Annotated in this window: 21 protein-coding genes; 17 read left to right on the forward strand and 4 right to left on the reverse strand. The window is 41.6% G+C overall.

All coding sequences use genetic code 11. The features are described from left to right. Nucleotides 1-126 precede the first annotated feature (126 nt). From rpsT to U3A58_RS11715, 9 genes are all read left to right on the forward strand, one after another. Nucleotides 127-381, forward strand: coding sequence for a 30S ribosomal protein S20 (gene rpsT / locus U3A58_RS11675; protein ID WP_057937416.1), 255 nt, complete (start codon nt 127-129; stop codon nt 379-381). Between the two features lie 96 nt (nt 382-477). Then, entirely contained in the window at nt 478-1,173 is a 696-nt protein-coding gene (radC, locus tag U3A58_RS11680) for a RadC family protein (protein ID WP_323823605.1), read from the forward strand. A gap of 95 nt (nt 1,174-1,268) precedes the next feature. Beyond that, nucleotides 1,269-1,886: a DUF1684 domain-containing protein gene (locus U3A58_RS11685; protein ID WP_323823606.1), complete on the forward strand. Its 618-nt coding sequence runs from the start codon at nt 1,269-1,271 to the stop codon at nt 1,884-1,886. Between the two features lie 232 nt (nt 1,887-2,118). Then, nucleotides 2,119-4,530: a phenylalanine--tRNA ligase subunit beta gene (pheT, locus tag U3A58_RS11690; protein ID WP_323823607.1), complete on the forward strand. Its 2,412-nt coding sequence runs from the start codon at nt 2,119-2,121 to the stop codon at nt 4,528-4,530. Between the two features lie 2 nt (nt 4,531-4,532). Then, nucleotides 4,533-4,817, forward strand: coding sequence for a hypothetical protein (locus tag U3A58_RS11695; RefSeq protein WP_323823608.1), 285 nt, complete (start codon nt 4,533-4,535; stop codon nt 4,815-4,817). A 1-nt stretch (nt 4,818) separates the two neighbouring features. Continuing rightward, nucleotides 4,819-5,103: a cell division protein ZapA gene (locus U3A58_RS11700; protein ID WP_323823609.1), complete on the forward strand. Its 285-nt coding sequence runs from the start codon at nt 4,819-4,821 to the stop codon at nt 5,101-5,103. A 68-nt stretch (nt 5,104-5,171) separates the two neighbouring features. Next, a complete protein-coding gene (rny, locus tag U3A58_RS11705; RefSeq protein ID WP_323823610.1) occupies nt 5,172-6,737 on the forward strand; it encodes a ribonuclease Y in 1,566 nt (521 codons plus the stop codon). Between the two features lie 63 nt (nt 6,738-6,800). Beyond that, complete coding sequence (locus tag U3A58_RS11710) at nt 6,801-7,559, forward strand: zinc-dependent peptidase (RefSeq protein WP_323823611.1); 759 nt, start codon at nt 6,801-6,803, stop codon at nt 7,557-7,559. Between the two features lie 160 nt (nt 7,560-7,719). Beyond that, nucleotides 7,720-8,415: an FISUMP domain-containing protein gene (locus tag U3A58_RS11715; RefSeq protein ID WP_323823612.1), complete on the forward strand. Its 696-nt coding sequence runs from the start codon at nt 7,720-7,722 to the stop codon at nt 8,413-8,415. A 160-nt stretch (nt 8,416-8,575) separates the two neighbouring features. On the opposite strand, the gene U3A58_RS11720 is transcribed toward U3A58_RS11715, so the two are convergent. The 4 genes from U3A58_RS11720 to kduI are packed head-to-tail and all read right to left on the reverse strand — an operon-like array spanning nt 8,576 to nt 12,711. Further along, complete coding sequence (locus U3A58_RS11720) at nt 8,576-9,979, reverse strand: tagaturonate reductase (protein ID WP_323823613.1); 1,404 nt, start codon at nt 9,977-9,979, stop codon at nt 8,576-8,578. A gap of 21 nt (nt 9,980-10,000) precedes the next feature. Next, the gene (locus U3A58_RS11725; protein ID WP_323823709.1) at nt 10,001-11,035 is read right to left on the reverse strand and encodes a LacI family DNA-binding transcriptional regulator; all 1,035 of its coding nucleotides are present in this window, start codon (nt 11,033-11,035) and stop codon (nt 10,001-10,003) included. A 48-nt stretch (nt 11,036-11,083) separates the two neighbouring features. Next, nucleotides 11,084-11,869, reverse strand: a complete 786-nt coding sequence (locus tag U3A58_RS11730; protein WP_323823614.1) for a gluconate 5-dehydrogenase — start codon at nt 11,867-11,869, stop codon at nt 11,084-11,086. 2 nt (nt 11,870-11,871) lie between these two features. After that, nucleotides 11,872-12,711, reverse strand: a complete 840-nt coding sequence (gene kduI, locus U3A58_RS11735; RefSeq protein WP_323823615.1) for a 5-dehydro-4-deoxy-D-glucuronate isomerase — start codon at nt 12,709-12,711, stop codon at nt 11,872-11,874. Between the two features lie 420 nt (nt 12,712-13,131). Here kduI and U3A58_RS11740 point away from each other — a divergent pair, with 420 nt between their 5' ends. The 8 genes from U3A58_RS11740 to U3A58_RS11775 all read left to right on the forward strand — a co-directional run bounded on the left by U3A58_RS11740 (nt 13,132) and on the right by U3A58_RS11775 (nt 25,507). Further along, on the forward strand, nt 13,132-14,277 hold the full coding sequence (locus U3A58_RS11740) for a DUF4861 domain-containing protein (protein WP_323823616.1): 1,146 nt from the start codon (nt 13,132-13,134) through the stop codon (nt 14,275-14,277). 41 nt (nt 14,278-14,318) lie between these two features. After that, nucleotides 14,319-15,542: a glycoside hydrolase family 88/105 protein gene (locus tag U3A58_RS11745; protein WP_323823617.1), complete on the forward strand. Its 1,224-nt coding sequence runs from the start codon at nt 14,319-14,321 to the stop codon at nt 15,540-15,542. Next, on the forward strand, nt 15,542-16,525 hold the full coding sequence (locus U3A58_RS11750; RefSeq protein WP_323823618.1) for a pectinesterase family protein: 984 nt from the start codon (nt 15,542-15,544) through the stop codon (nt 16,523-16,525). The genes U3A58_RS11745 and U3A58_RS11750 overlap by 1 nt, the downstream gene beginning before the upstream one ends. A 30-nt stretch (nt 16,526-16,555) precedes the next feature. Further along, nucleotides 16,556-18,232: a glycoside hydrolase family 28 protein gene (locus U3A58_RS11755; protein WP_323823619.1), complete on the forward strand. Its 1,677-nt coding sequence runs from the start codon at nt 16,556-16,558 to the stop codon at nt 18,230-18,232. A gap of 1 nt (nt 18,233) precedes the next feature. After that, nucleotides 18,234-18,986: a rhamnogalacturonan acetylesterase gene (locus tag U3A58_RS11760; protein WP_323823620.1), complete on the forward strand. Its 753-nt coding sequence runs from the start codon at nt 18,234-18,236 to the stop codon at nt 18,984-18,986. A 69-nt stretch (nt 18,987-19,055) separates the two neighbouring features. Continuing rightward, nucleotides 19,056-19,850 carry a rhamnogalacturonan acetylesterase gene (locus tag U3A58_RS11765; RefSeq protein ID WP_323823621.1) on the forward strand — a complete coding sequence of 265 codons (795 nt, stop codon included), beginning with the start codon at nt 19,056-19,058 and terminating at the stop codon, nt 19,848-19,850. A 94-nt stretch (nt 19,851-19,944) separates the two neighbouring features. Then, a complete protein-coding gene (locus U3A58_RS11770) occupies nt 19,945-21,846 on the forward strand; it encodes a pectinesterase family protein (RefSeq protein WP_323823622.1) in 1,902 nt (633 codons plus the stop codon). A gap of 373 nt (nt 21,847-22,219) precedes the next feature. Continuing rightward, entirely contained in the window at nt 22,220-25,507 is a 3,288-nt protein-coding gene (locus U3A58_RS11775) for a SusC/RagA family TonB-linked outer membrane protein (protein ID WP_323823623.1), read from the forward strand. The last annotated feature ends 29 nt before the right edge of the window (nt 25,508-25,536 follow it).

Here is a 25,536-nt window from a genome sequence, read left to right on the forward strand (position 1 = left end):
AAATTTAGAAAAGACTAGTCATAAGAGGAATGTTTGAAATTCCTTTGGCAGATTTGATAAATTCTAATAACTTTGCACTCCGATTCGGAATAGGGACACGTAAAGAATTTTATTTAATATCAAGATATGGCAAATCACAAATCAGCTCTTAAGAGAATTCGTGCAAACGAAGCTAAGCGTTTGAGAAACAGATATCAGGCTAAAACAACCAGAACTTTCATCAAAAGATTGAAAGCAACTACTGATAAAGTGGAGGCTTCTGAGCTTTACAAGAAAGTATCTTCTATGTTGGACAAGTTGGCTAAGAAGAATGTGATTCACAAGAACAACGCAAGCAACAAAAAATCAAGATTGGCCAAGTTCGTTTCCGCACTAGGTTAATCCTTCAAGATTTTAATTCTCTAAAACCCTGCTAGACAGGGTTTTTTTTGTGCCCTGAAGTAATTAAATTGATAGCTCACTTTTTAATTGATCACTATGGATACCTACTCCTCTATCAAAATTTCCCAGCTCGCAGAAGAAGATCGCCCACGTGAAAAACTTCTCCTCAAAGGTAGATCTGCATTGACCGATGCCGAACTCATTGCTATCTTGATTGGCTCAGGGACGCCCTCAGTTAGTGCAGTTGATCTTTCTAAGCATATTCTCGCAGATGTTAATTACGATTTGCGAGCATTAGCAAAACTCTCAATCCAAGACCTGAAGAAATTCAAAGGGATAGGGGAAGCCAAGGCCATTTCTATCATAGCGGCGATGGAATTGGGGAGAAGAAGGAAGGATTCTGAGCCTGTGACAAAGCCACGGATTACCAGTTCTCAGGATATTTACAACTTAATGAGGCCAGAATTGCTAGATGAGCAGATCGAGTATTTTTACTTGATTTTGCTAAATAGGGGTAATCAGGTTATGAAAAAGCATCTAATTTCGCAAGGTGGCACAGCCGGGACAATTGTTGATATGAAGGTCGTTTTCAAAATTGCTTTAGAGCATCTCGCTCAGTCGATTATACTCGTTCATAACCATCCTAGTGGCAATACAAGTCCATCAGATCAAGACAAGAGACTTACTCAGCGATTGGTCAAAATTGGACGAGAGTTGGATTTGCCAGTGCTTGACCATGTGATTTTTACAGATGTTGGCTACTTTAGCTTCGCCGATGACGGCATACTTTGATTATGAAATCGAGCATGACAAAATAGCGACACACGGAGGGATGGTTATCTACGATGCGAGATTCCATGTGACTAATAAAAATCAATTATGAACACATGAAAAACAATACGATTATACTTCTGATTATCTCCGTGGTGGTTTTTGCTGCGATAGTTTATACGTTGACGGGATCCGAAAGTCCTGAAGATTACATTGAAAGGATTGAAGCTGAGCGTGAAAGGCAATTTAAATTTATCCGCTTTAATTTTGAGTCTCCTTTGACTGATGAACAGAAACAGACATTTACCAAATTGAATTTTTACCCGATAGACCCAGCCTATAAAGTGAAGGCGAGGCTAGTACCAATAGAAGCCAGGAAAGTGAGAGAGGTGCCTCTTACGGATGGGACAAAGGAGAAGTACATTGAGCATTCTTGGGCTGAATTTGAGCTGAACGGAAAGACAGAGAAGCTGTTGCTACTCCAGGCGATGAATGAACCGGATAAGCGAAATTTCTTTTTGGCGTTTGCAGACGAAACCAGTGCTGTCGATACGTACGGTGGTGGCAGATACATCAATGCGCGACAAGATGGAAAAAACAGTATCACTATTGATTTTAACCTAGCTTACAATCCTTATTGCGCATATAATCCGGATTATGGCTGTCCTCTTCCTCCCAAGGAAAACTTACTGGAGATTCCAATTCCAGTTGGGGAGAAAAATTACGCAAAATAGCCTTTCCGCCTAGCTCAAATCTCCTAAATTTGTACGTATTATTGAATAAAATGGGGTTTTCGAACCCCTTTTATTTATCACGCAGATCAATTTTGGTTTGCTTTATTAACAATTACTGATGAAATCGAGTATGACGCAAGTGACACAGAGAGGGATGATTTTCAACTTTGCAAGATTCTCCCGAATCGAGTTTGGGACAGGCGATATGGCCTTTGAAAGAAAATTATAACATATGAAAATCTCAATAAATAGATTAAAAAAATATATACCCCATACCGAATCAGCTGAGGAAATCGAAGCATTGCTGACTCAGTCCGGATTAGAGGTGGAGGGAATTGAAGAGTTTGTTTCTGTAAAAGGTGGACTTGAAGGAATAGTGATTGGTGAGGTGTTGACTTGGGAAAAACACCCGAATGCTGATAAATTGAGCATTACGACTGTAGATATTGGAACTGGGATTTCTCCTATAGTTTGCGGAGCACCAAATGTAGCCAAAGGTCAAAAGGTATTGGTTGCCACAATAGGAGCTACACTTTACCCCTCCGAAGGTGATTCCTTTCAGATTAAAAAAGCTAAGATCAGAGGCGAAGTATCGGAAGGGATGATCTGTGCTGAGGATGAGTTAGGCCTTGGTTCTAGCCATGCAGGGATTATGGTGTTAGATACTGACTTACCAAATGGCACTCCCGCTTCTAAATTCATCGAAGTAAGTCAAGATCAGGTGTTGGAAATAGGGTTAACCCCCAACCGAGCTGATGCAGCTTCACACTTAGGAGTTGCCCGAGATTTGAAAGCACTTTTGGGTAGAGATTTAGTGATGGATATAGCGCCTGATTTGGAGGTGGGAGCTTCTGGCCCTACTATTCAGGTCGAGGTAGAAAATACTGCCGATTGTCCACGGTATGCAGGTGTGGTAGTTACCGATTTGAAAGTTGGACCTTCTCCTGTTTGGCTTCAGAATTTCTTGAAAGCACTGGACTTGGAGCCGATCAATAATGTGGTGGACATTACCAATTTTATTTTGCATGATCTTGGGCAGCCACTTCATGCTTTTGATGCAGCGAAAATTCCCGAAAGGAAAATTATCATCGGCAAACTTCCAAAGGATACAAAGTTTATCACTTTGGACGAGAAAGAACGCAAGCTTTCGGGTGAAGAGCTTATGATCAAAGACGCAAAAGGAGGGCTGTGTATTGCCGGAGTTTTTGGTGGAGTGGACTCAGGAGTTTCTGATGGCACTACAACAATTTTTCTGGAATCAGCTTATTTTTCTCCAGATATAATTAGAAAAGGAAGTCAATTTCATGGGTTAAAGACAGATGCTTCATTCCGATTTGAAAGAGGAACTGATCCGAATATGCCTGTTTACGCGCTAAAAATGGCGGTGAAGCTTTTGCAGGAAATCGCTGGTGGAAAAGTATGTTCTGAACTGGTTGATATTTACCCTGACCCGATTAATGATTTTGTGATCGAGGTGAATTATGGTCACATCAATCGGTTGATAGGAAAGAAAATTGAGCCTTCTCAGGTAAAATCCATTTTGGAAAGCTTGGAGATCAAAGTGGAAAATGAAACTGCAGAAGGCTTTACAGCCGTTGTGAAACCCTATAGAGTAGATGTGACACGTGAAGCGGATATCATCGAGGAGATTTTGAGGATTTATGGTTTTCACAATGTGGCCCTTTCCGAGAATCTCCGAACAGATTACCTCGCTGAGCATCCTGTAAAAGACCTGAATAAGCTGCAGTATCGTTTGACAGAGATTTTGACAGGTCAAGGCTACTATGAGATGATCACAAATAGTTTGACGAAGTCCAACTATGCTGAGAAATCAGGTTTCCTGGATGCAAAAGATAGCGTCGTCATTTATAATAAGCTTAGTGAGGATCTTGACGTGATGCGTCAGAGTTTGCTTTACTCCGGCTTGGAAGTACTAGCTAGGAATATCAATAGGCGTCAGACTGATTTGAAATACTTCGAGTTTGGCACCGTTTATCATAAGTCAGAGGATGGTTATGCGGAGAGCAGAAGACTTTCACTTTATCTTACGGGTAAGAAAACAGCTGAAAGCTGGCTGGAACCGACAAAAGGGTTTGCGTTTGCAGATTTGTACTCAACGGTGGAGGGAATCCTAGAAAAGCTTAATGTGCAACAAGGTGATCTTTCGATGGTAGAGACTGCTCCTTTTGCCTATGGCTTGAAGATCATGCTCGGTCAAAAGGAATTGGCGACAATCGGTGTGCTTGATGATAAGATTTTGAAGCAGGCGGAGGTGAGACAAGAAGTGTGGTATGCAGACTTGAACTGGGACTTGCTTTGCAAAAAGGCTTCAGGGTTAAAGAAGTTTGAGGAGATTTCCAAATTCCCTGAAGTGCGTAGAGACCTTTCTTTGGTGATAGATAAAAATGTGAGCTATGATCAAGTAAAAGCTGTTGCTACGAAGTTTGGAGGAAAATTCTTAAAAAGAATAGGGGTCTTTGATGTGTATCAGGGTGACAAAATTAATGCAGGTAAAAAGGCCTATGCATTAAGTTTTCATCTGCAAGATCAGGAAAATACATTGACTGATAAGGTAATTGACAAAACTATGAGTAAATTGATTCAAGCCTTTGAGAAAGAGGTAGGTGCTTTGATAAGAACATAGAAATGATTCAGGAGGAACTGCAAAAATTAGAGAAACTAGCACTAAAGGCTAGTGGTAAATTGCTTGAGATAAGCGAGGAAAATCAGCAATTGAAACAAAAATTATCAGAAGTAAGTATTGCTTTGGATAAAAAAGAGCAGGAAATCGAACATTTTAAAAATAAAATTAAAATTAGTAACATTGTAGACAACCAACCGGTGAATCCGGAACAGTCAACTGAAATGAGTGACCTAATCAATAATTATATACAAGAAATCGATCACTTAATCACCTACTTATCTGAGTGATATGGAGACACTTGCCATCAGATTAAAAATTGGGGATAGAGAATATCCTATGCGCGTGAAGATCGAAGACGAGTCCAAGATCCGTCATGCTGGCAAGCTGATTAATGAAAAATTAAAAAAGTATAAAGAGGAGTACGGACTGGATGACAACCAGGATTTGCTGGCGATGGTAGCCTTTGATTGCATGGTGGAATCATTAGAAACCAACCAAGTAAATACGGAAGATTCCGAGCATATCAAATCCAGTATTTCTCATATCAATACCTTGCTAGCCAAGGTATTGTAATTATTTATAACGCAAAGTTCGGTAGATTTTTCAGATTCCCCCAGGTTTAATTTATATCCAAAATACCTATGGGAGACATACTATATATTGTCCTCGCAGCCCTAATTGGGACTGGTGCAGGAGCCGCTATTGCTGGCGCATTAATCAAAAATAAAAATTCTAAGCTTGAGGAAGAAACTCGTGACCGAGTGAAATCCATGCTTCGCGAAGCGGAGATCAATGCAGAAGCCATTAAGAAAGACAGGATTTTAGAGGCGAAAGAAAAGTACCTCAAGCTGAAGTCTGATTTTGATGAGGAGATGAATAATAAGAAGAATATTATCATCACCAATGAGAATAAAGTAAAGCAAAGAGAGCAGCAAGTGTCCAAGGAATTGGAGCAAGTGAAGAGAAAAGAAGCAGAATTAGATAGTAAGTCAGAGAATCTTAATGCGCAATTGCATTCAGTCAAAGTCAAGAAAGATGAGCTGGACCGCGTTACTAATCAGCGTATTGCTGACCTAGAAAAAGTCGCTAACCTTACGCGTGAAGAAGCACGTGATCAATTGGTAACCATGCTTACTGAAGAAGCCAATTCCAGAGCATCATCTCAAATCAAAGATATTCTCGACGAAGCTAAACTTACTGCTACCAAGCAGGCGAAAAAGATCGTCTTGGATACTATACAGCGTACAGCCACTGAGCATGCAGTAGAAAACTGCGTGTCTGTATTCAGCATCGAAAGTGATGACATAAAAGGCAAAATCATCGGTAGAGAAGGCAGAAATATCCGTGCGCTGGAAGCAGCAACTGGTGTGGAAATCGTAGTTGATGATACGCCTGAAGCAATCATTATTTCTGGTTTTGACCCAGTGAGAAGAGAAGTGGCAAGACTATCCCTTCATAGGTTAGTACAAGATGGACGAATCCACCCTGCTAGAATTGAAGAAGTAGTAGCAAAAACAGAAAAAAACATAGAAGAAGAAATTGTCGAAATAGGCGAAAGGACTTGTATAGATCTTGGTATTCATGGCCTTCATCCTGAGTTAATCAGAATGGTGGGTCGGATGAGATATAGATCTTCCTATGGCCAAAACCTACTACAGCATTCTAGAGAAGTAGCTAAGCTTTGTGCTACCATGGCTGCTGAGATGGGGCTTAATGCCAAGATGGCTAAGCGTGCAGGTTTACTTCATGATATCGGAAAGGTATGGCATGAGGAGCAGGAATTGCCGCACGCCGTATTGGGTATGGAGCTCGCAAAGCGATTCAAGGAGCATCCAGAGATTTGCAACGCGATAGGAGCTCACCACGATGAGATCGAGATGACATCCATGATCTCTCCTATTGTACAGGCTTCAGATGCGATATCAGGAGCAAGACCGGGCGCAAGACGTGAAGTGATGGACAGTTACATCAAGCGCCTGAAAGACCTTGAGGAGCTTGCTTTGAGCTTTGATGGAGTTAATAAATGCTTTGCGATGCAGGCGGGTCGCGAGCTTCGTGTTTTGGTGGATGCGGATAATGTAGATGACATTACAGCAGGCAAGCTTTCGTTTGATATTTCCCAAAAAATCGAAAAGGAAATGCAATACCCCGGACAGATCAAAATCACGGTAATTCGTGAAATGCGATCTGTAAATTACGCTAGATAACTTAGCTATTAATTCTTATTTTGAGGGCAGTTACTAATTTGGTAGCTGCCCTTTTTTATACCTATGTTATTTCTTTATTCGCTTTTAGGTGAGATTTTCGAATGGCTTTATGATGGATTTACCTACTGGAATAGGCGTAAAATCACGAGTTCGGAAAGATTAATTTTGGAAAATGCTTTTCCATATTTTCAGAGACTAAATCACAATCATCAAGATGAGTTTGTGGAAAAATTGGAGATGGTATTAACTAGAAAATCGTTTATAGGCAGGTCTGAAATAAGAGTTGTGACCCCTGAGATGAAAATACTTATTGGGGCAACTATCGTAATGGTGACTTTTGGCTGGAATGATCTGCGTTTGCCTCATTTCAGTAAGATAGTAGTCTATCCGGATACTTATTACAGTACTATTTCTAAGCAATATCATCGTGGAGAAGTAAATCCACGGCATGGTATTATTGCTCTATCTTGGAACTGCTTTTTGAATGGAATGGCCGATCAAAAGGATGGTGTAAATCTCGGTATCCATGAAGTAGCTCATGCGCTGAAGCTGGAAAATCAGATTTATTACAATGATGAAAGTGAGTTTTTCAACCCTGAAGTTTATCGTTCATTCCAGTTATTAGCGAATGAGGAAATTCAAAAAATTAAAGCTGGCAGCCCAACCGTGTTTAGGTCAAGTGCCGGCTTAAATGAGGATGAGTTCTTTGCGGTAGCATTAGAGACCTTCTTCGAAAAAACACACGAGTTTTTTGGGTATAATCCTGAGCTTTATGGGATTCTTGTACGGTTGATGCGTCAGGATCCGAGGGTTTGGGTTTGAGGTCTTAGGTTTCATTCAAATATTAGAAACTTAATTAAAATTATGCTTATTTTAATTAAGTTTTAGAATAGTTATAAAATCCCCAAATTCTTAATTATGCCTATCGAAATCTATTATTATTTAGAATTGTGATATATTTAATTGGGTCAATAAAGCATATATGAAAAAATATACTCTGTTTTTTATCATTCCATTTTTAGGATTATTAGGATGTCCAATGGAAGAAGAAGATTCTCAACCCATTCAAGAACCTCCTTTACCTGAGTATAGTTTTATTGTTGATGAAAGAGATGGTAATCAATATAAAATTGTGACTATCGCTGATCAGACTTGGTTTGCTGAGAATCTTCGGTATAACAAGGAATTAACCATAGGGGTGGAGGCAACTGCTTGGGAACAAATCTGGTATGCAAATAAACCAGCATACAGTCCTCTTAATTTGCAAAAGGATTCCGTCTCCAAATATGGATATTTATATAATTGGTTTGCAATCACAAAAACTGAAAATTTATGTCCTGAAGGTTGGAGGATACCTTCAAACTCGGATTGGGATAAACTCATCAATGCTCTTGGAGGATCAAAAGTAGCTGGGGGAAAAATGAAAGCTAAAACTATGTGGGATTCGCCAAATAAAGGAGCCACTAATTCAAGTGGGTTTTCTGCATATCCTGTTGAATGGAGAGGTGCCACTGGTGATTTCCAACAATCGATTGGAGCGTATACATATTATTGGAGTAGTTCTGAAATTAATTTCAATAGTGCATGGCTATACATACTTTCTTCTTCAGGAGAAGGTTTTGGAGCGGTAGATAATGCAAAAAATACAGGTGTTTCATGTAGGTGTCTGAAAAACTAAGGATGTTTCAATTTAAAAGATAATATCACCCCTACTCTAAGAGTGTAATTTTCAGTTAAATTGAAAGTCTAAAATATAGACTAGAATTATATGATTAGCGGAACAAGAAATTATCCTTTTCCTTCCTAAAGTATAAGGGAAATTACCACAGAGGCACGTGTTATTCAGTAACTAAGTGGTCCACCGCTTCGCTAACAGCTTCTACCAATCCTGAATAGCTCCTTAAGTCCTCTCCCCAATAAGTCCTTTCGCTCAATAGTTTCTCTACAGTCTCATGCGTAGAGTCAAGAGCCCATGCTGCATTGAATTCAGACATTAGCGCAGGATTGTCATTGACAGGCGTTTCTACGCCATTAAAATTTCCTTTGTAGAAAACCAAAAGTGCTGCAAATGAAAGGATTAATTTTTCAGGCCATTCTTTTTTCAATTCTTGATAGGCAAGGAGAGATGGGAGTACTCGAACTTTGAATTTGGAGATGCTATTTAAGGCTATGGATTTGAGTTCGTGTACGATGAAAGGATTAGCAAATCGCTCCATAACATCATTGGCAAACTGCTCCAATTCTTCCAGTGGCATATTCAGCGTAGGGATAATTTCCCCATAAATCGCATCTTTAAGAAAAGCCCCAACTTCAGGGTTTTCCACAGCTTCTCTTACCGTTCTCAAGCCTTTGAGATAGGCGTAAGGCACCATCGAGGTATGACCACCATTGAGGATTCTTACTTTTTGCGTGCGAAAAGGGGAAAGGTTATCCACAAATTTCACATTGAGATTAGCAGTATCTAATGGGAATTCCTGCTTAACTGTATCTATACCTTCAATTGCCCAAAAGTGGTAAGGCTCGACCATTACCGCCATATTGTCCTTGTATCCAATTTTCTCTTGAATCTCCTCAATAGATCCTTTTGGGAATCCAGGGACAATTCTGTCCACTAACGTATTGCAGAATATATTTTGCCAATCAATCCACTCTGAAAACTCTGTAGGCAACTTCCAAAAAGAAATGTATTTCTGTATGCATTCTTTTAAAGCTTCACCATTCGCTTCTATCAACTCGCATGGTAGAAAAATCAGTCCTTTTGAAGTATCTCCTTGGAAGGTTTTGAAGCGATGATAAAGTAAGGCGGTAAGTTTGCCTGGGAATGTCTTGGAAATGCTATCTGAGGAATAGTCTGTTTGATCAAATACAATTCCAGCTTCTGTAGTATTGGAAACCACAAATCGTAAATCCGGATTCTCACCCAGTTTTAGATATTCTTCATACTCCTCAAATACATTGGTAATACCTGCTATACATGTGATAAGTGTAGATTCCTGCACCAATTCTCCCTTTTTCAAACCTTGCTCGATCACGTGAAAAAGACAGTCCTGATCTTTCATGGGATTGTTACCCGACTTGCTGTGTACTTGTACGATGTGAATGTCTCCGTCAAATACGTTGGCCTTGTTTGACTTTTCAATCATCCAATCGGTAAATCCTCGCAGGAAATTTCCATTTCCAAATTGAAGGATTTTTACTGGACGTTTCGAGGGGGCTAGGGAAGATCTGGAAAGTAGTTGCATTTGGCAAAGGATTAAAAGGTGTTAGTTATTCTGTTGGTTGATCGACGAGTTACGTATGATCAGCTCTGGTTTAAGGATGGTTTTTTTAGGGATGTTTTTTGTTTGGTCTTTTTGTCCTAGGATTTCAAAAAAGGTTTCCGCAGTGATATTGCCCATCGGAATACTTTTTTGATTCACTGTGGTGAGGGTAGGGTCTGTGAAGGAAGTAAATGGTTCATCTCCAAACCCTACCAATTTTACATCCTGGGGAAGTTTGTAGCCATTTTCCTTCAGCACTTGCATGGCCCCCATGATGGAATAGTCAGAGGAGGAAAATACTGCATCGAAAGCAATTTTGCTGTCAATAATTTCTTGCATGCATCTTCGTCCATCGTCAAGTTGCAACTTACTAAAAATGATTAACTGTGGATCCACGGGAATCCCGTGCTTCACTAGTGCATCCTCGTAGCCTCTTTTTCGCTCCTTGTAAATATTGATGTTTTGGGAGTTGGAGAAATGCACGATCCGGCTACAGCCTTCATTGATCAGATGCTCAGTCGCCTGAAATGCCCCATAATAATCGTCAATTACGACCTGACTAACATCCAGCTCATTGGTAACTCGATCAAAAAGCACCAAAGGAATTCCTTTTTTAAGGATTTTCTTAAAATGATCTACGTTTTCCGTGGTCTTACCTATAGATGCTATCACCCCGTCAACTTGAGCATTGAGTAATGCTTCTACCGTCTGCATCTCCTTTTCATAGTCATCGTAAGATTGGGTAATGACTACTTTGTAATTTAAGGTATTGGCTATTTCTTCAATGCCCCGGATTACTGAAGAGAAGAAGTTTCTATTGGCAGTGGGTACCACCACTCCGATCAGCCTGCTTTTCCCACTTCTCAATGCAGATGCGATATTGTTCGGTTGATAATTTAATTCCTTGGCGACTTTTAATACTTTTTTCTTAGTGGCATCTGAGATCCTAGGATTATTGTTTAATGCCCTAGAGACTGTAGAAGCAGTTACTTGCAGCTTTTCAGCGATGTCATGAATGGTGGCTTTCCCGTTTCTCATTGCCATGTTTAGTGTTAAAGAAAAATGATTTTGGAAGGTTTAAGGTACTTATTCACCGGCTGGTTTGCCTATAGTAGCCAGGATTCCCCCATCTACATAGATGATCTGTCCATTAATGAAATCGCTAGCTTGGCTGGACAAAAAGACAACCGTTCCACCCAAGTCATCTGGGTCTCCCCATCGACCAGCAGGAGTACGGCTGATGATAAAGTCATTGAAAGGATGCCCATCTACGCGTATAGGGGCAGTTTGCTCTGTAGCAAAATATCCCGGACCGATTCCATTTACCTGAATATTATATTTAGCCCATTCTGTAGCTAAATTTCGTGTCAGCATTTTCAATCCCCCTTTGGCAGCGGCATAGGCACTTACTGTATTTCTGCCAAGTTCACTCATCATGGAGCAGATGTTTATAATCTTCCCGCTTCCTTTTTTCACCATTGTTTTGGCTACCCGTTGGGATACGATGAAAGGGGAGACCAAGTCCAGATCTACAACTTCACGAAATTCCTCAGGATCCATTTCCAATGCAGGTATGCGTTTGATCATTCCTGCATTATTGACTAGAATGTCGATGCTGCCTATTTCTTCCTCGATTTTGCTGATTGCCTTATGGACTTCTTTCGCATTGCTCACATCAAATAAATAAGGATAAGCAACTATGCCATCTGCGGAATAGGATGCTATGGCGAGGTCCATTTTCTTTGGCGTATGACCGTTTACTACCAGTGTTGCTCCTTGGTGAGCAAGTGCTTTTGCCATGGCCATGCCTAGTCCATGCGTGGCACCAGTGACCAGTGCCACTTTTCCTGTTAGTTCAAAATTTGGCTTCATAGTTATTTTAATTCGGAAGGTTTGACTGTATCCATATCTCCGTAATCCATGTTTTCACCAGCCATTCCCCAGATGAATGTATAATTCGATGTGCCTGCACCACTATGGATCGACCAGGCAGGGGAAATCACCGCCTGATGGTTTTTTACCCAAATGTGTCGGGTCTCCTGTGGAGTTCCCATAAAGTGTGATACTACGTTGCCTTCGCTCAGGTCAAAGTAGAGGTAGGCTTCCATTCTACGGTCGTGTGTATGTGCCGGCATGGTATTCCACACTGAGCCTGGCTTCAACTCAGTCATCCCCATTTGGAGCTGACAGGTCTTTACTACAGAATTGACCAAAAGTTTATATATCGTCCTGTGATTTGAATTTTCAATCGAACCCAGTGTCACTACTTCAGCGTCTGTCTGCATGATTTTTCGCATAGGGTAGGCTGCGTGGGCAGGTGCCGAGTTGAAATACAGGTAGGTGTCACCCCCTTGTGCTGGTTGAAAGATTACCTCTTTTACTCCTTTGCCAATATACAGCGCTTCTTTGTGGTCTAATGTGAGGGATTCACCATCTACCTCTACTGTGGTAATTGCGCCTACATTGATGATTCCGATTTCTCGGCGATCCAGGAAGTTTTCAGCCTTCAGTTGATCTATAGTTTCCAGCCTTACAGGTTTATCCACCGGATGGATACCGCCTATGATCAATCGGTCTTCCATGGTATAAGTGCCTGTGATCTGATTTGGTACAAAGATTTCCTCCAGTAAGAATTTTTCCCGGATTTCAGTCGTTGAGTAATTTTTGAAGTCTTCAGGGTGGGATGAATACCGCGTTTTTATTTTAATACTCATAAGGGTCTATGTAATCGTTTGCGCAATATAGTATTTTAATCTAATTATTCAGATTTCAGATTTGATCAGTTTTTTCAATAAACCAAATTATTATTTGTCCACTCACTCCTTTTACATTTAATTGTGCTTCCTTTATAAGGAATAACTTGCTAATATTTTTTTTTCAAATTATTATTTTTAATATGCAATCGATTGCTCAAATCTTTGGTCATTTTAATAAATGATGTATTTGTCACAAGATGCGATTTTGTAAGTAATTAGTTGTAAATAAGTTGATTAATGATCCGAAACCCAATAAAATCTTTACCTTTTAGTAAACCTAATTTGCCTTGTTGCGCATTGGTTTTGTTTTCCTTTGCATTACCTGCTTGCACTAGTGAGGACATATCAAAGGAGGACGAGTCAGTTATTACCATTGGTATGACAGTGGGAAACCCACTCGATTTTTCTCGTAAGAACTCCTTAGTTCATATAGACAAAGAAATCTTGAAACCAGATGCAGCTTCGGATCATGGTTCATGGAAAGTACTTATAAATGAGACTGAAATTCCTTCACAATGGAATGCCAAGGGGCCTGAGATGGGGTTGGTTTTTGTTTTGCCGGAGATCCAAGCCCATCAGAAACTGGATATTGAAATCCGAAATGTACCCGATTCATCAGCTTCTACTTATCCAAAACTAACGCAGGCAGAACTTTCTCATAAGTTCGGAGGGGAATTTAAAGACAGGGAATATTTAGGCGGACATTTTGAGAATGTGGATTCACTCCATGTTCCGGCTGAGCATACAGATCACTCCTGGTTTATCCGTTATGAAGGGCCAGGATGGGAATCAGACCTCGTAGGCTACCGTTTTTATCTGGACTGGAGAAATGGTATCGATGTCTTCGGGAAAAAAGTACACACTCCAGTTTTGCAGGATGTAGGTCAGGATGATTTTGATTCTTATCATGAGTCAGCTGACTGGGGAATGGATGTGCTGAAAGTAGGCAAAACGCTTGGTTTAGGTAGTATAGCCACCCTGGAGAACGAAAAAGCCAGGCGAGTGGATGTGACCGACAGTTTGTATGCAGAAATCATTAGTAATGGCCCAGTTTATTCGGCTGTCTTTACCGAATATTCCGGATGGGATTTGCCTGGTGGTAAAACTGATATTCTTGCTACTATTTCCATCCACTCAGGCACTAGGCTATCTCGAATGGATCTAGAATCAACCCATGCGATAGCCAATTTTGCAACCGGTCTTATTAAAGACAATAAAGCAGCGGTGTTGAAAAGTGAAGGGAATCTTGCCTATAGTTACCTGGCTACGTATGGGTCACAGAGTCTGGCAGATGATAAGCTGGGAATAGGGGTAATTTACCCTACGAATCAATTGACACAGTTGACTGAGGATGAATTGTCGCATATATTGGTATTTGATGGCAGTTCCAAGGCACTGAGCTATTATTTTTTGGCCGCTTGGGAGCAAGAGCCTGAAGGAATTACTTCTCGGGAAGAGTTTAAAAAGTACTTGGATCAAGAAATCTTAAAACTTTCTAATCCTTTGAAAATAGCTGTGAAGTAATTTTCGCTTCAGTATAGTAAACAGTAAACCCACAATAAGCGATGCTTAAACTAATCAAATACACTTCTTTAGCTCTTGTCTCAGGAGCCATTTTAGTCGCATGTTCAGCAGGAAAATCAGAGGTGAATGAAAGTACAGACCTAGATACTGCTCCGGATAAACTTTATTCAATCTGGATGGCCGACTCTGAAATTACCCGTAATCCAGAGGGCTGGACAATTGACTTCAACGAAAAGCCCAAATGGGAATATACGCATGGTCTGATCATGTCCTCCATGCAGGCAGTATGGAAGCAGACTGGAGAAAGGAGATTTTACAACTACACCAAGAAATTCGCGGATTTTATGGTGGACAGCGCAGGAACTATCCGGACTTACAAGAAGTCAGATTTCAACATTGACCGGGTCAACGGAGGTAAGTTCCTGATCAATCTTTACGAGGAATCAGGCGAAGAGAAATTCAAACTTGCGGTAGAAGAACTACGGGATCAGATGCGCAATCATCCCAGAAACAAAGAAGGAGGTTTTTGGCATAAAAAAGTCTATCCGCATCAAATGTGGCTTGATGGCATCTATATGGGTTCTCCCTTCTTGGCAAAGTATGCAGCCACTTTTGATGAGCCAGCCCTTTTTGATGATGTAGTCAACCAGATTTTGGTGATGGATAAATATGGCTACAGCGAAAAGACGGGCCTATATCATCATGCGTGGGACGAGAGCAAGCAACAGAAATGGGCAGACCCTGAAACGGGGCTATCTACCAATTATTGGGGAAGAAGTATAGGCTGGTTTGCAATGGCTATAGTAGATGTATTGGATTATTTGCCGGAGGATCATCCCCAAAGAAATGATATTACAGCCATAGCAAAAAAGCTTGCCAAAGGAATCCAACGCTACCAAACCCAAGAAGGTGTATGGTATCAGGTGGTGGATCAAGGCAGCCGGGAGGGAAATTACCTAGAATCCTCCGCTTCGGCCATGTTTACTTACTTCCTGCTGAAAGGAGCTGAAAAAGGATACCTGGATCAGCAAGATCTCGCTGCAGGCAAAAAAGCATACGAGGGAATGCTTACCGAATTTGTCAGAGAAGATGCGGATGGAGGAATCAGATTGACTAATGTTTGTGGAGTAGCTGGACTTGGGGGTAATCCATATCGTGATGGCTCTTTTGAATATTATGTAGGAGAAGAAATACGGGTGAATGACCCGAAAGGTGTTGGGCCATTTATTTTGGCTTCGCTGGAGTACGAAAAACAGGCGAAATAATGATAAAAAAACCTATACTCTATTTATTGATGTTTTTCCAGAGCCTGAGCGGATTTGTATCTGCCCAGGATTTTGATTTTATCGTAGCCAAAGATGGCTCAGGGGATTTTCTCACGGTGCAGGAAGCCTTTGATGCAGTGCCTGATTTTAGAAAAAATGAAACTAGAATTGGGTTGAAGCCTGGTGTTTACAAAGAGAAATTGGTACTATCTGCCTCTAAAACTAATGTATCTTTGATCGGTGAAAATGCTGAAAACACAGTGGTGACTCACGACGATTTTGCGCAGAAGAAAAATAAGTTTGGCGAAGAAATGGGCACCACAGGATCTACCAGTTTTTTTGTCTTTGGCGATGGTTTTTATGCAAAGAATATCACGTTTGAGAATTCAGCCGGGCCAGTGGGGCAAGCTGTAGCTGTGCGCGTAGATGGAGATAAGGTGATTTTTGAAAAATGCAGATTTCTTGGATTTCAGGATACACTCTATCCCCACGGAGCGACTAGCCGTCAGTATTACAAGGATTGCTACATCGAAGGGACGGTGGACTTTATCTTCGGATGGTCCACGGCGGTTTTCGAAAACTGTGAGATTTTCTCCAAAAAAGGCGGCGGCTATGTGACCGCTGCATCGACGGAAGAAGGGACAAAATACGGTTTTGTCTTTATTGATTGTAAACTTACAAGTGATGGAGAAATGGCATCAGTTTATCTGGGAAGACCCTGGAGAGACTTTGCGCAGACAGTCTTTATCAATACAGAAATGGGTGCTCACATCAAACCCGAAGGCTGGCATAATTGGAATAAGCCCAACGCCGAAGAGACTTCATTCTATGCGGAATATGGCTCCGTAGGCCCAGGAGCACATTCCTCCCGGCGTGTTGGCTGGTCACATCAGCTGAGCAAAGAAGAAGCTGCTAACTTTATCGCAAAGGCTGTTCTGGCCGGAGATGATGGATGGGATACAGCGGAGAAAATTAAGAAATGAACCTAATTGAAATAATTAACTACCCACTATATGAACCTACTGAAAGCGACATTTTCGCTTGTACTGATGGCGTTAGCGATGCCGTCATTTGCGCAGCAAACCCTCGAAAGCATGTACGAAGGAATAGAATTCGACATGCCAAAGGTGAAAGAAACTGACTTCCCTGATTTTGAGAAGAGTATCACCGAATTTGGTGCTGTGGGAAATGGGATAATCAAGAATTCTGAAGCTTTCAAAGCTACGATTGAGGAAGTTTCCAGCCAAGGAGGAGGCAAAGTACTCGTGCCGAGAGGGGTTTGGCTCACAGGGCCGATCACCCTTTTGAGTAATGTGAATCTACATTTGGAAGATGGTGCCTTGATCTTATTTAGTGCTGATTTTGATGATTACCCGTTGATCGAAACTAGTTTCGAAGGCCTGAATACCGTTAGATGTATTTCGCCCATCAATGCTTATCAAGTAGAGAATATTGCAATCACAGGGAATGGAACCATAGATGGAAATGGCGATGCCTGGAGGTTTGTAAAGAAAGGCAAGATGACCGAAGGACAATGGAAAGCGCTAGTGAATTCTGGAGGCGTCTTGGATGCAAAAGGGCAACTATGGTTTCCAACTCAGGCTTCTTTGGATGGCTATAATGCCAGCTCTAGCTTCAATGTCCCTGATACGAAGGATCGTGCAGAATTGGAGAAAATGAAGGACTTTTTACGCCCAGTAATGGTAAGTATTCGCAAAAGTAAGCGGGTGCTTCTGGATGGGCCCACCTTCCAGAATTCACCTGCTTGGAATATTCATCCACTGATGAGCGAGGATGTCATCATCCGAAATCTAACTGTGCGTAATCCATGGTATTCGCAGAATGGTGACGGGCTGGATCTGGAGTCTTGCAAAAATGTCCTCATCTACAACAATACCTTTGATGTAGGAGATGATGCGATGTGCTTCAAGTCTGGAAAAGATAAGGATGGTCGTGACCGCGGAATGCCAACTGAAAATGTCATTGTGAAAAACAACATAGTTTATCATGCTCACGGAGGATTTGTAGTGGGAAGCGAGATGTCTGGAGGCGTGAGAAATGTGCATGTGTCCAAATGCACATTTATAGGAACTGATGTAGGACTGCGATTCAAAAGCACGCGTGGGCGAGGAGGAATGGTGGAAAATATCTGGATTTCGGACATTGATATGATCAATATTCCTGCTGAAGCGATTCGTTTCAATATGTTTTATAGTGGCAATTCGCCTATTTTGGAAGATGATCAGAGTGCCGAGGATGAAGCAATAGACGAAGCTTTGGTGCCAGTAAATGAAGAAACGCCCTCATTCCAAAATATCAGTATGAAGAATATCCATGTTTCGGGTTCGAAGATCGCTGGATTCTTTATGGGGCTACCTGAGATGAAGCTGAAAAATGTGAGCTTGGAAAATTCTGTATTGGAAGCAGAGAAGGGGATCACGGTAATAGACGCTTCAGGCTTGATACTTCGCAATGTAAAAGTGATCGCGACTAAAGATACTCCGCTGACAATTTATAATAGTCAGGGAGTGACGGTGAGTGACTTTTCTTACGTCGAAAATGGAAAGTCTCCGGTGCGAGTGTTGGGAAGCATGTCCTCCAACATCACTTTTGATATGAAAGACTTTAAATCTGCTTCTGAGATTTCAATTGGAAATGGAGCTTCGGAATCAGCTGTAAAACTAAAATAAGATGAGAAAATCAACTTTGCTGTTACTCTCTTTACTGCTCATTGGATTGGTATCTTTTCAACAGGTAAAGGATGAAATCACCATTTTTCTTGTCGGTGATTCTACAATGGCGGACAAGCCATACTCGGGAAGCAATCCTGAAAAAGGCTGGGGACAGGTTTTTCCCTTATATTTCAAAGAAGGCATCCGCTTCGAAAATCATGCAAAGAACGGAAGAAGCACGAAGAGTTTCCGTGCTGAAGGTCGTTGGAAGTCAGTGATGAAGCGTCTCAAGCCGGGAGATTATGTGATAATTGAGTTTGGTCACAATGATCAAAAGGTCAATCCTGAAGATCCCATTGCCTATGCGAATTCCGATTACCGGGATAATCTGATCCGCTTTGTGACGGAAGTTAGGGAGAAGGAAGGCAAGCCGGTTTTGGCCACACCTATTTCCAGAAGGAGTTTTGATGAAAATGGCGTACTGAAGGACACACATGGAAGATATTCTGAGGTGGTGCGGCAGGTAGCTGCTGAGCTGGATGTACCGCTTCTTGACTTGCATAAGAAGACGATCGAGGTATTGGGACAATTTGGAGTTGAGAAATCCAAAGAGCTTTTCCTACACTATCGCCCTGGAGACTATTCCCAATTTCCAGAAGGCAGAGAAGACAACACGCATTTATCGCCCACGGGAGCATTCAAAGTGAGTGATTTGGCAGTTGAGGAATTACGAAAAGAGCTGCCTGAATTAGTTAAGTATCTAAAAAAATAGGAAAAGTGAATTGACTCTTGTCCATGGCCTAGTGGTTTATGTAATGGCTTACTATTTAAGAACTATCCTATGAAAAAATTATTTCAAATTAGTATAACGCTGATAGCTCTTTCAACACTTCTTTCATTTGTAAAGAAAGAAAAAGTGTCAAAAATTTACCTCATCGGTGATTCTACCATGGCGGATTATTCTGACTATGAAGGTGAGGATTACATGAAAGATCGCTATCCACTGACGGGATGGGGTCAGGTGTTCCAGCCTTTTATGAATAAAGAAAATCTAAAGTCAATAAAGGGTTTGGTAGATGCTGATTCTGTGATTGTAGATGACAGAGCACGTGGAGGAAGAAGTACACGGACTTTTTTCGAAGAAGGCCGTTGGTCTGCCGTCTATCGGGAGTTGAAAGCCGGTGATTTGGTGATTATGCAGTTTGGGCATAATGATGCTGCCAAGGCAAAAACCGAGCGATACGTGACAGTGGCTGGCTACAAGGAGTATATTCGGCTGTTTGTCAACCAATCACGCGAGAAAGGAGCAACTCCAATTGTGCTAACTCCAGTGGCAAGAAATTACCCTTGGAAGGATGGACATCTTCTGAATGTACATGGTGACTATCATACGGCTGCCATAGAGGTGGCAGAGGAGCTTGGCGCTTTAATGATTGATTTGAATCAGCTCTCGATGGATTTTTTCTCCGAAAAGGGTCAGGAATACGTAACTGAAACTTACTTTATGAACTTTAAGCCAGGATTGTATGAAGCCTATCCTGAAGGGCAAAAAGACAATACACATTTCCAGCCAGCGGGTGCAAAAGCAGTGGCTGAATTGGTGCTGGAAGGGATGAGGGATTTGGCGGAGAAATGAATGGGCAGGAACGGTCGGAGGGAATTTAAGAGAGAAGAGATAGGAGAGAAGAGACATTGGGGAAAAAACCATTTATTTCAACACGAATAAAACCATGAAGTACTTTTTGAAATCAGTGTGCTTTTACTTTCTTTTCGGGATTTTCATGTCCTATTCTTCATTTTCCCAAGGCCCTACTCTCGACTTAAGGCCTCTGGATTCGGAGGTGTTGAAAGGTAAAATCGAGCATGACATTGTTGTAGCACAAGATGGTTCTGGGCATTTCAAAACCATAGGGGAAGCGCTTGATGCGATTCGGGTTTACCTTCCCAAGCCGCTCACGGTTTATATCAAACCTGGGATTTATAAGGAGAAGCTGACGATTCACGGGCCTGTGACCCATGTGACTTTTGAAGGAGAAAGCCCTGAGAATACCATTATCACTTTCGATGATTACGCTTCGAAGGATAACATGGGGACTTTCGAAACTTATACCTTGAAAGTGCTCGGCAATTCATTGATATTTAAAAATCTAACCATCCAAAATACTGCGGGGTCTGTAGGACAAGCTGTGGCACTTCATGCTGAAGGAGATCGTTTGGTATTTGAAAATTGCCGTTTTCTTGGTGATCAGGATACCATGTTTGCCTCTGGCGAAAACTCACGTCAGCTCTATAAGAATTGTTACATCGAAGGCACGACCGATTTTATCTTTGGATCGGCTACGGCACTTTTTGAGGATTGTGAAATCCACTCCAAAGCAGATTCATACATCACTGCAGCCTCTACCCCCGAGTGGGTGGAATATGGGTATGTGTTCAAAGATTGCAAACTTACGGCAGCTGAAGGTGTGACGAAAGTTTACTTAGGAAGACCTTGGAGAGACTTTGCGAAAACGGTTTTTATTGAGACTGAAATGGGAGCTCATATTGTGCCTGAAGGCTGGCATAATTGGGGTCGGGAAAACGCAGTGCAAACTGTCTTCTATGCAGAGTACGGTAGCTTTGGCTCGGGAGCAAATCCGGGTTCACGGATTGATTGGTCATATCAATTGAGTGAAGAAGAGCTCAAAAATTATGGTAAGGATCTGATTTTTTCAGGTAGAGCTAAGGATGCAGATTATTTTGGAAATCGCTGGTTTGGCTATGAAAAAGACAGCTCATTCAATCTGGAAGATGCCTGGAAAAAGGATGTGAAGAATTTTCCTCAGATAAAGCCGGTCTATGTAGTTCCTAATGATGAGGTATCGGAATTCAGAGGTAATATATACAAGGAACTAGGAAGGCGAAAGCTGAAAGTGGACGTGTTTTCGCCAAAACGAACAGAATCGCTGCGTCCAGCAATTGTGATGATCCATGGAGGAGGTTGGAAGTCCGGCGACAAGGAACTTCAGATTCCCATGGCAATAGCTTTGGCAGAAAAGGGATTTGTCACAGCTGTGGTCGAGTATAGACTTTCTCCGGAGGCGCAGTATCCTGCTGCGATTCATGATGTGAAAGAAGCGATCCGCTGGCTGAAAATCCATGCCAAGGAAATTGGGATAGATACCGCGCGAATTGCTATATCCGGTAGTTCCGCAGGTGGACAAATAGCTGCTTTGGTAGGATTGACATCTACTCATGAATATGAGGGTGAGACAGAATTGAAAACATCTTCCAAAGTACAAGCCATCATCGACATGGATGGAATAGTGGCATTTCATCATCCAGAATCTGCCGAGGGGCAGGTTGCTTCAGAATGGTTAGGTGGTACCAATGAACAAAAACCTAAGGTATGGGATGCTGCATCCCCGTTGTATTTGACTACTCCAAATCTGAAACCCATACTTTTTATCAATTCCCAATATCCAAGGTTTCATGCAGGGAGAGATGAATTGATTGTTAAATTGAATGAAAAAGGAGTCTATTCAGAAATGCATACTTTTCCAGACACGCCGCATCCTTTTTGGCTTTATGATCCTTGGTTTGAACCCACGGTAAATACCATTGCTAAATTTTTAGGTAAAGTCTTTTTATAACAAGTGGATTTTGATGCTTTCCTCTATAAAGCTTCGTGTAAACGATTGCGCAAATCAAGTTTAATGATTTATATTATGGGTACACCTTAAGATTTTTTCGAAGGAATATTCTGTCATAATGTGTAAAAAAGTTGGATTATTCTGATTGTGATAAAATTTAATCCAATCTCTTGCCTGATTAAATATTAATCCGTAAAATGCAATCGATTGCGCAGAGGTAATCATTTGATGTACATTATAGAAAATTAATTTTATGAGTTTTTACCTACTTAAATCTTATTGCCAAATGGAAAAATTGCTGGTCAGTTGCTAGTCTGACATGGATACTCTTTATCCTTTTAAAGAGAAATGTAAAACCCAAAATGCCAATTAAATGAAACAAACTCTACACCTATCGGAAAAGTCCCGATATCTTTTTCTCTTATTATGCATGCTGTGCAGTCTGAGTTTTCAGGCTTCTGCACAAATCAGCCCAGTCACTGGAACAGTGATTGGTTCTGATGGACTTCCCCTTCCCGGTACATACGTGACCGTAAAAGGCACAGCCCGCGGTGTGGTCACAGATGTGGACGGCACTTATTCCATTCCGGTTGTTGCCTCAGAAACATTGGTTTTCTCCTTCATAGGGATGAAAACTCAGGAAATCGAAGTGGGAAATCAGTCAACTATTGATGTAACTCTAGACGAGGACATGGCTCAACTGGAAACAGTGGAGGTAGTGAGCTTCGGATACGGTACGGTGAAACGCACGGATATGACTGGCTCGGTCGCCTCCATCTCAGGCAAGGAACTCTCCAGAATACCCGTGGCTAGTGCCGCTCAGGCTATTACCGGTCGCCTCCCAGGTGTGAATGTACTTACTACGGATGGTTCTCCCGATGCGGATATAGTAATCCGGGTGCGTGGAGGTGGATCTATCACGCAGGACAATGCGCCACTTTATGTAGTGGATGGATTTATTGTGGGTAGCATCAGGGATATTCCTCCTACAGACATACAGAGTATTTCTGTATTGAAAGATGCAGCCGCCACGGCTATTTATGGTGCACAGGCTTCCAACGGAGTAATTGTAGTGACTACCAAAACGCCAATTGCAGGAAAAGTATCAGTTTCTTACAACAATTTTTTTCAATATAAAACTCTTCCCAAGGACCGTAGGTACGAAGTGTTAGATCCCTATGAGTATGTGATGGCAAATTATGAATACGCTAAATTGAGGTCAGATGCTGACCTAAGAAGATTTGAAAGATTCTATGGAGTCTATGATGATCTGGAGCTTTACAAAGAAAAGCCCGGAACAGACTGGCAAGAGGAATTATTCGGAGACCCGAAAATGTCCCTCTATAATAATATCTCCCTCTCAGGTGGTACTGATAAGACTAAAGTGATGTTGAGTTTGACCAACAACACCGATGAAGGTTTGATGATCAATTCGGGTTACACTAGAAATGTAATCAACTTCAAACTGAATCAGGAACTTGGTGAGCGATTGACTTTCGATGCTGGGGCACGTATCACCAACACCGTGGTAGATGGTGCCGGTACTTCTGGTAGTGCACAGATCAATATCAAAGATGCAGTGCAGACCAGACCAGTAAATGGTATTGCTGATGAATTGGAGATTGATGTAAATCAGCTGAACTCCGAGGATGATTTTCAATCATTTCTATTAAGCCTTGTCAGCCCTGTAGAACTCGCCAAGCAGGATTGGAGAAAACGTACGGATAATGATTATGTGTTCAATGCAGGCCTAACTTGGAATATCTTGGATGGCTTGGATTTCAAAACTACGTTCAACGGATCAAAGACTTTCAGGGATGAATTAAGATTTTATGGGCCATTGACAGGCGAGTCCTTTAACAATGGTGGTAGCTTGCCACTTGGGGTGAAAACCAATAGAGAAAGCAACTCTTACCGATGGCTGAACAGTGTAAACTGGAAAGTGAATGGTCTTGGAGACAAGCATCAGTTAGACTTCTTGTTTGGTCAGGAGATTTACTCTTCCGGAGGAACTTATGCAATGATCAGATCAGAGGATTTCAGATTGTCCATTACCCCTGAGGAGCTTTTTGCAAATATGACTTTCGGTAGAGTGGATCGATTGGAAACTAGAAATGAGACCAATTCCAACAGATCCTCGCTTTTTGGTAGAGTGAATTATCAGTTCAACAACAAATGGCTATTGACCGGTACGGTAAGAGCGGATGCTTCCAGCAAATTCGCAAAAGAAAACAGAGTAGGCGTGTTCCCGGCAGTGGCTGTGGGATGGAAAATCTCTGAAGAAGGATTTCTTCGCAACTCAACTTTCGTAGATGAACTGAAACTGCGGGTTTCTTATGGAGAGACAGGTAACGATCGCATTGATGCTACTGCTACGCAGTTCCTGTTTCAAGGATCGACCAATCGTGGTCCCGGCTTTGGCAATGTGGATAATGTATATTATACGCCAAGCAGCTCAGTATTGTACAATCCGGATTTGGTGTGGGAGACTACCATCAACAGAAACTTAGGGTTGGATTTTTCTCTTATGAAAGCCAAGATCGAAGGTAGCTTGGATTTCTATTCCAACACCACTAGCGACCTTTTACTACAATCAGCTATTCCACCAAACACTGGTTTCAATTCTCAGTGGGATAACATCGGTAGTACTTCCAACAAAGGGTTTGAATTGGGGATCAATGTTTATATAGTAGACAAACCTGATTTTTCTTTGTCTGTGAATTTTAACACAGGTGTGAACATTGCCAAAATCGTAGAGCTTGATGGTACACAGGAAAGGTTTTTCCAGTCCAACTGGGCAAGTACAGATTTGAACAATATTAACGATTACTATCTGCAAGTGGGTGGTAAGCTAGGAGATATCTACGGGTATGTCAGCGACGGCATGTACAGTGTAGATGATTTTCAGTCGTATGATGCTGTTTCGGGAAACTATATACTAAAAGAGGGGATTCCCACCTCAGGACCAGTAGTCGGAAATACCAATATCAAGCCTGGCTACATGAAGCTGAAGGATCTAAACGGAGATGGTGTAATCGATGCTAATGACCGTAGAGTTATTGGGAATGCACTTCCGAAAAACCAAGGTGGATTTGGTATTAATGCTAGATTCAAAGGCTTCGATACGCAGATTTTCTTCAATTACCAGTTTGGCAATGATGTCTATAACACAGGTAAAATCCAATATAACCAGTTTAGAAGAACTACTTATGGCAACTTGCTAACGACCATGAGTTCAGACAATCGCTTCACCTACATTGATGTGGAGGGTACCTATACAGGCACTCCAGGTGAAGTAGTGACTGATCTAGGCCAATTGGGAGAAATGAATGCAGATAAATCCATGTGGTCTCACAGTAGCTTCGGTATTGCCGGGGCGGTGATATCAGATTGGGCAGTAGAAGACGGATCATTCATCAGATTGAACAATCTTACAGTTGGCTATTCTTTTCCTAGCACATTGATTTCAAAAATCGGTTTGTCTCAGCTGAGAATTTACGGTACGGGAAGCAATTTGAAATTGTGGACAGATTACTCTGGATACGATCCCGAAGTAAGCACTAGCCGCAGCAGCACCTATGCGGCCCTGACTCCGGGCGTTGACTACTCCTCATTTCCACGAAGCCGTTCTTTCACGGTGGGGTTAAATGTTACATTTTAAGGGATCTGAATTTTAAACCAATGAAATCG

The sequence above is a fragment of the Algoriphagus persicinus genome, assembly GCF_035156415.1.
GTDB classification, from domain to species: domain Bacteria; phylum Bacteroidota; class Bacteroidia; order Cytophagales; family Cyclobacteriaceae; genus Algoriphagus; species Algoriphagus persicinus.

Excerpts from the sequence above, each read along its gene's own strand:
- rpsT (WP_057937416.1), top strand. The coding sequence starts at position 127 with ATGGCAAATCACAAATCAGCTCTTAAGAGAATTCGTGCAAACGAAGCT.
- radC (WP_323823605.1), top strand. The coding sequence starts at position 478 with ATGGATACCTACTCCTCTATCAAAATTTCCCAGCTCGCAGAAGAAGAT.
- U3A58_RS11685 (WP_323823606.1), top strand. The coding sequence starts at position 1,269 with ATGAAAAACAATACGATTATACTTCTGATTATCTCCGTGGTGGTTTTT.
- pheT (WP_323823607.1), top strand. The coding sequence starts at position 2,119 with ATGAAAATCTCAATAAATAGATTAAAAAAATATATACCCCATACCGAA.
- U3A58_RS11695 (WP_323823608.1), top strand. The coding sequence starts at position 4,533 with ATGATTCAGGAGGAACTGCAAAAATTAGAGAAACTAGCACTAAAGGCT.
- U3A58_RS11700 (WP_323823609.1), top strand. The coding sequence starts at position 4,819 with ATGGAGACACTTGCCATCAGATTAAAAATTGGGGATAGAGAATATCCT.
- rny (WP_323823610.1), top strand. The coding sequence starts at position 5,172 with ATGGGAGACATACTATATATTGTCCTCGCAGCCCTAATTGGGACTGGT.
- U3A58_RS11710 (WP_323823611.1), top strand. The coding sequence starts at position 6,801 with ATGTTATTTCTTTATTCGCTTTTAGGTGAGATTTTCGAATGGCTTTAT.
- U3A58_RS11715 (WP_323823612.1), top strand. The coding sequence starts at position 7,720 with ATGAAAAAATATACTCTGTTTTTTATCATTCCATTTTTAGGATTATTA.
- U3A58_RS11720 (WP_323823613.1), bottom strand. The coding sequence starts at position 9,979 with ATGCAACTACTTTCCAGATCTTCCCTAGCCCCCTCGAAACGTCCAGTA.
- U3A58_RS11725 (WP_323823709.1), bottom strand. The coding sequence starts at position 11,035 with ATGAGAAACGGGAAAGCCACCATTCATGACATCGCTGAAAAGCTGCAA.
- U3A58_RS11730 (WP_323823614.1), bottom strand. The coding sequence starts at position 11,869 with ATGAAGCCAAATTTTGAACTAACAGGAAAAGTGGCACTGGTCACTGGT.
- kduI (WP_323823615.1), bottom strand. The coding sequence starts at position 12,711 with ATGAGTATTAAAATAAAAACGCGGTATTCATCCCACCCTGAAGACTTC.
- U3A58_RS11740 (WP_323823616.1), top strand. The coding sequence starts at position 13,132 with ATGACAGTGGGAAACCCACTCGATTTTTCTCGTAAGAACTCCTTAGTT.
- U3A58_RS11745 (WP_323823617.1), top strand. The coding sequence starts at position 14,319 with ATGCTTAAACTAATCAAATACACTTCTTTAGCTCTTGTCTCAGGAGCC.
- U3A58_RS11750 (WP_323823618.1), top strand. The coding sequence starts at position 15,542 with ATGATAAAAAAACCTATACTCTATTTATTGATGTTTTTCCAGAGCCTG.
- U3A58_RS11755 (WP_323823619.1), top strand. The coding sequence starts at position 16,556 with ATGAACCTACTGAAAGCGACATTTTCGCTTGTACTGATGGCGTTAGCG.
- U3A58_RS11760 (WP_323823620.1), top strand. The coding sequence starts at position 18,234 with ATGAGAAAATCAACTTTGCTGTTACTCTCTTTACTGCTCATTGGATTG.
- U3A58_RS11765 (WP_323823621.1), top strand. The coding sequence starts at position 19,056 with ATGAAAAAATTATTTCAAATTAGTATAACGCTGATAGCTCTTTCAACA.
- U3A58_RS11770 (WP_323823622.1), top strand. The coding sequence starts at position 19,945 with ATGAAGTACTTTTTGAAATCAGTGTGCTTTTACTTTCTTTTCGGGATT.
- U3A58_RS11775 (WP_323823623.1), top strand. The coding sequence starts at position 22,220 with ATGAAACAAACTCTACACCTATCGGAAAAGTCCCGATATCTTTTTCTC.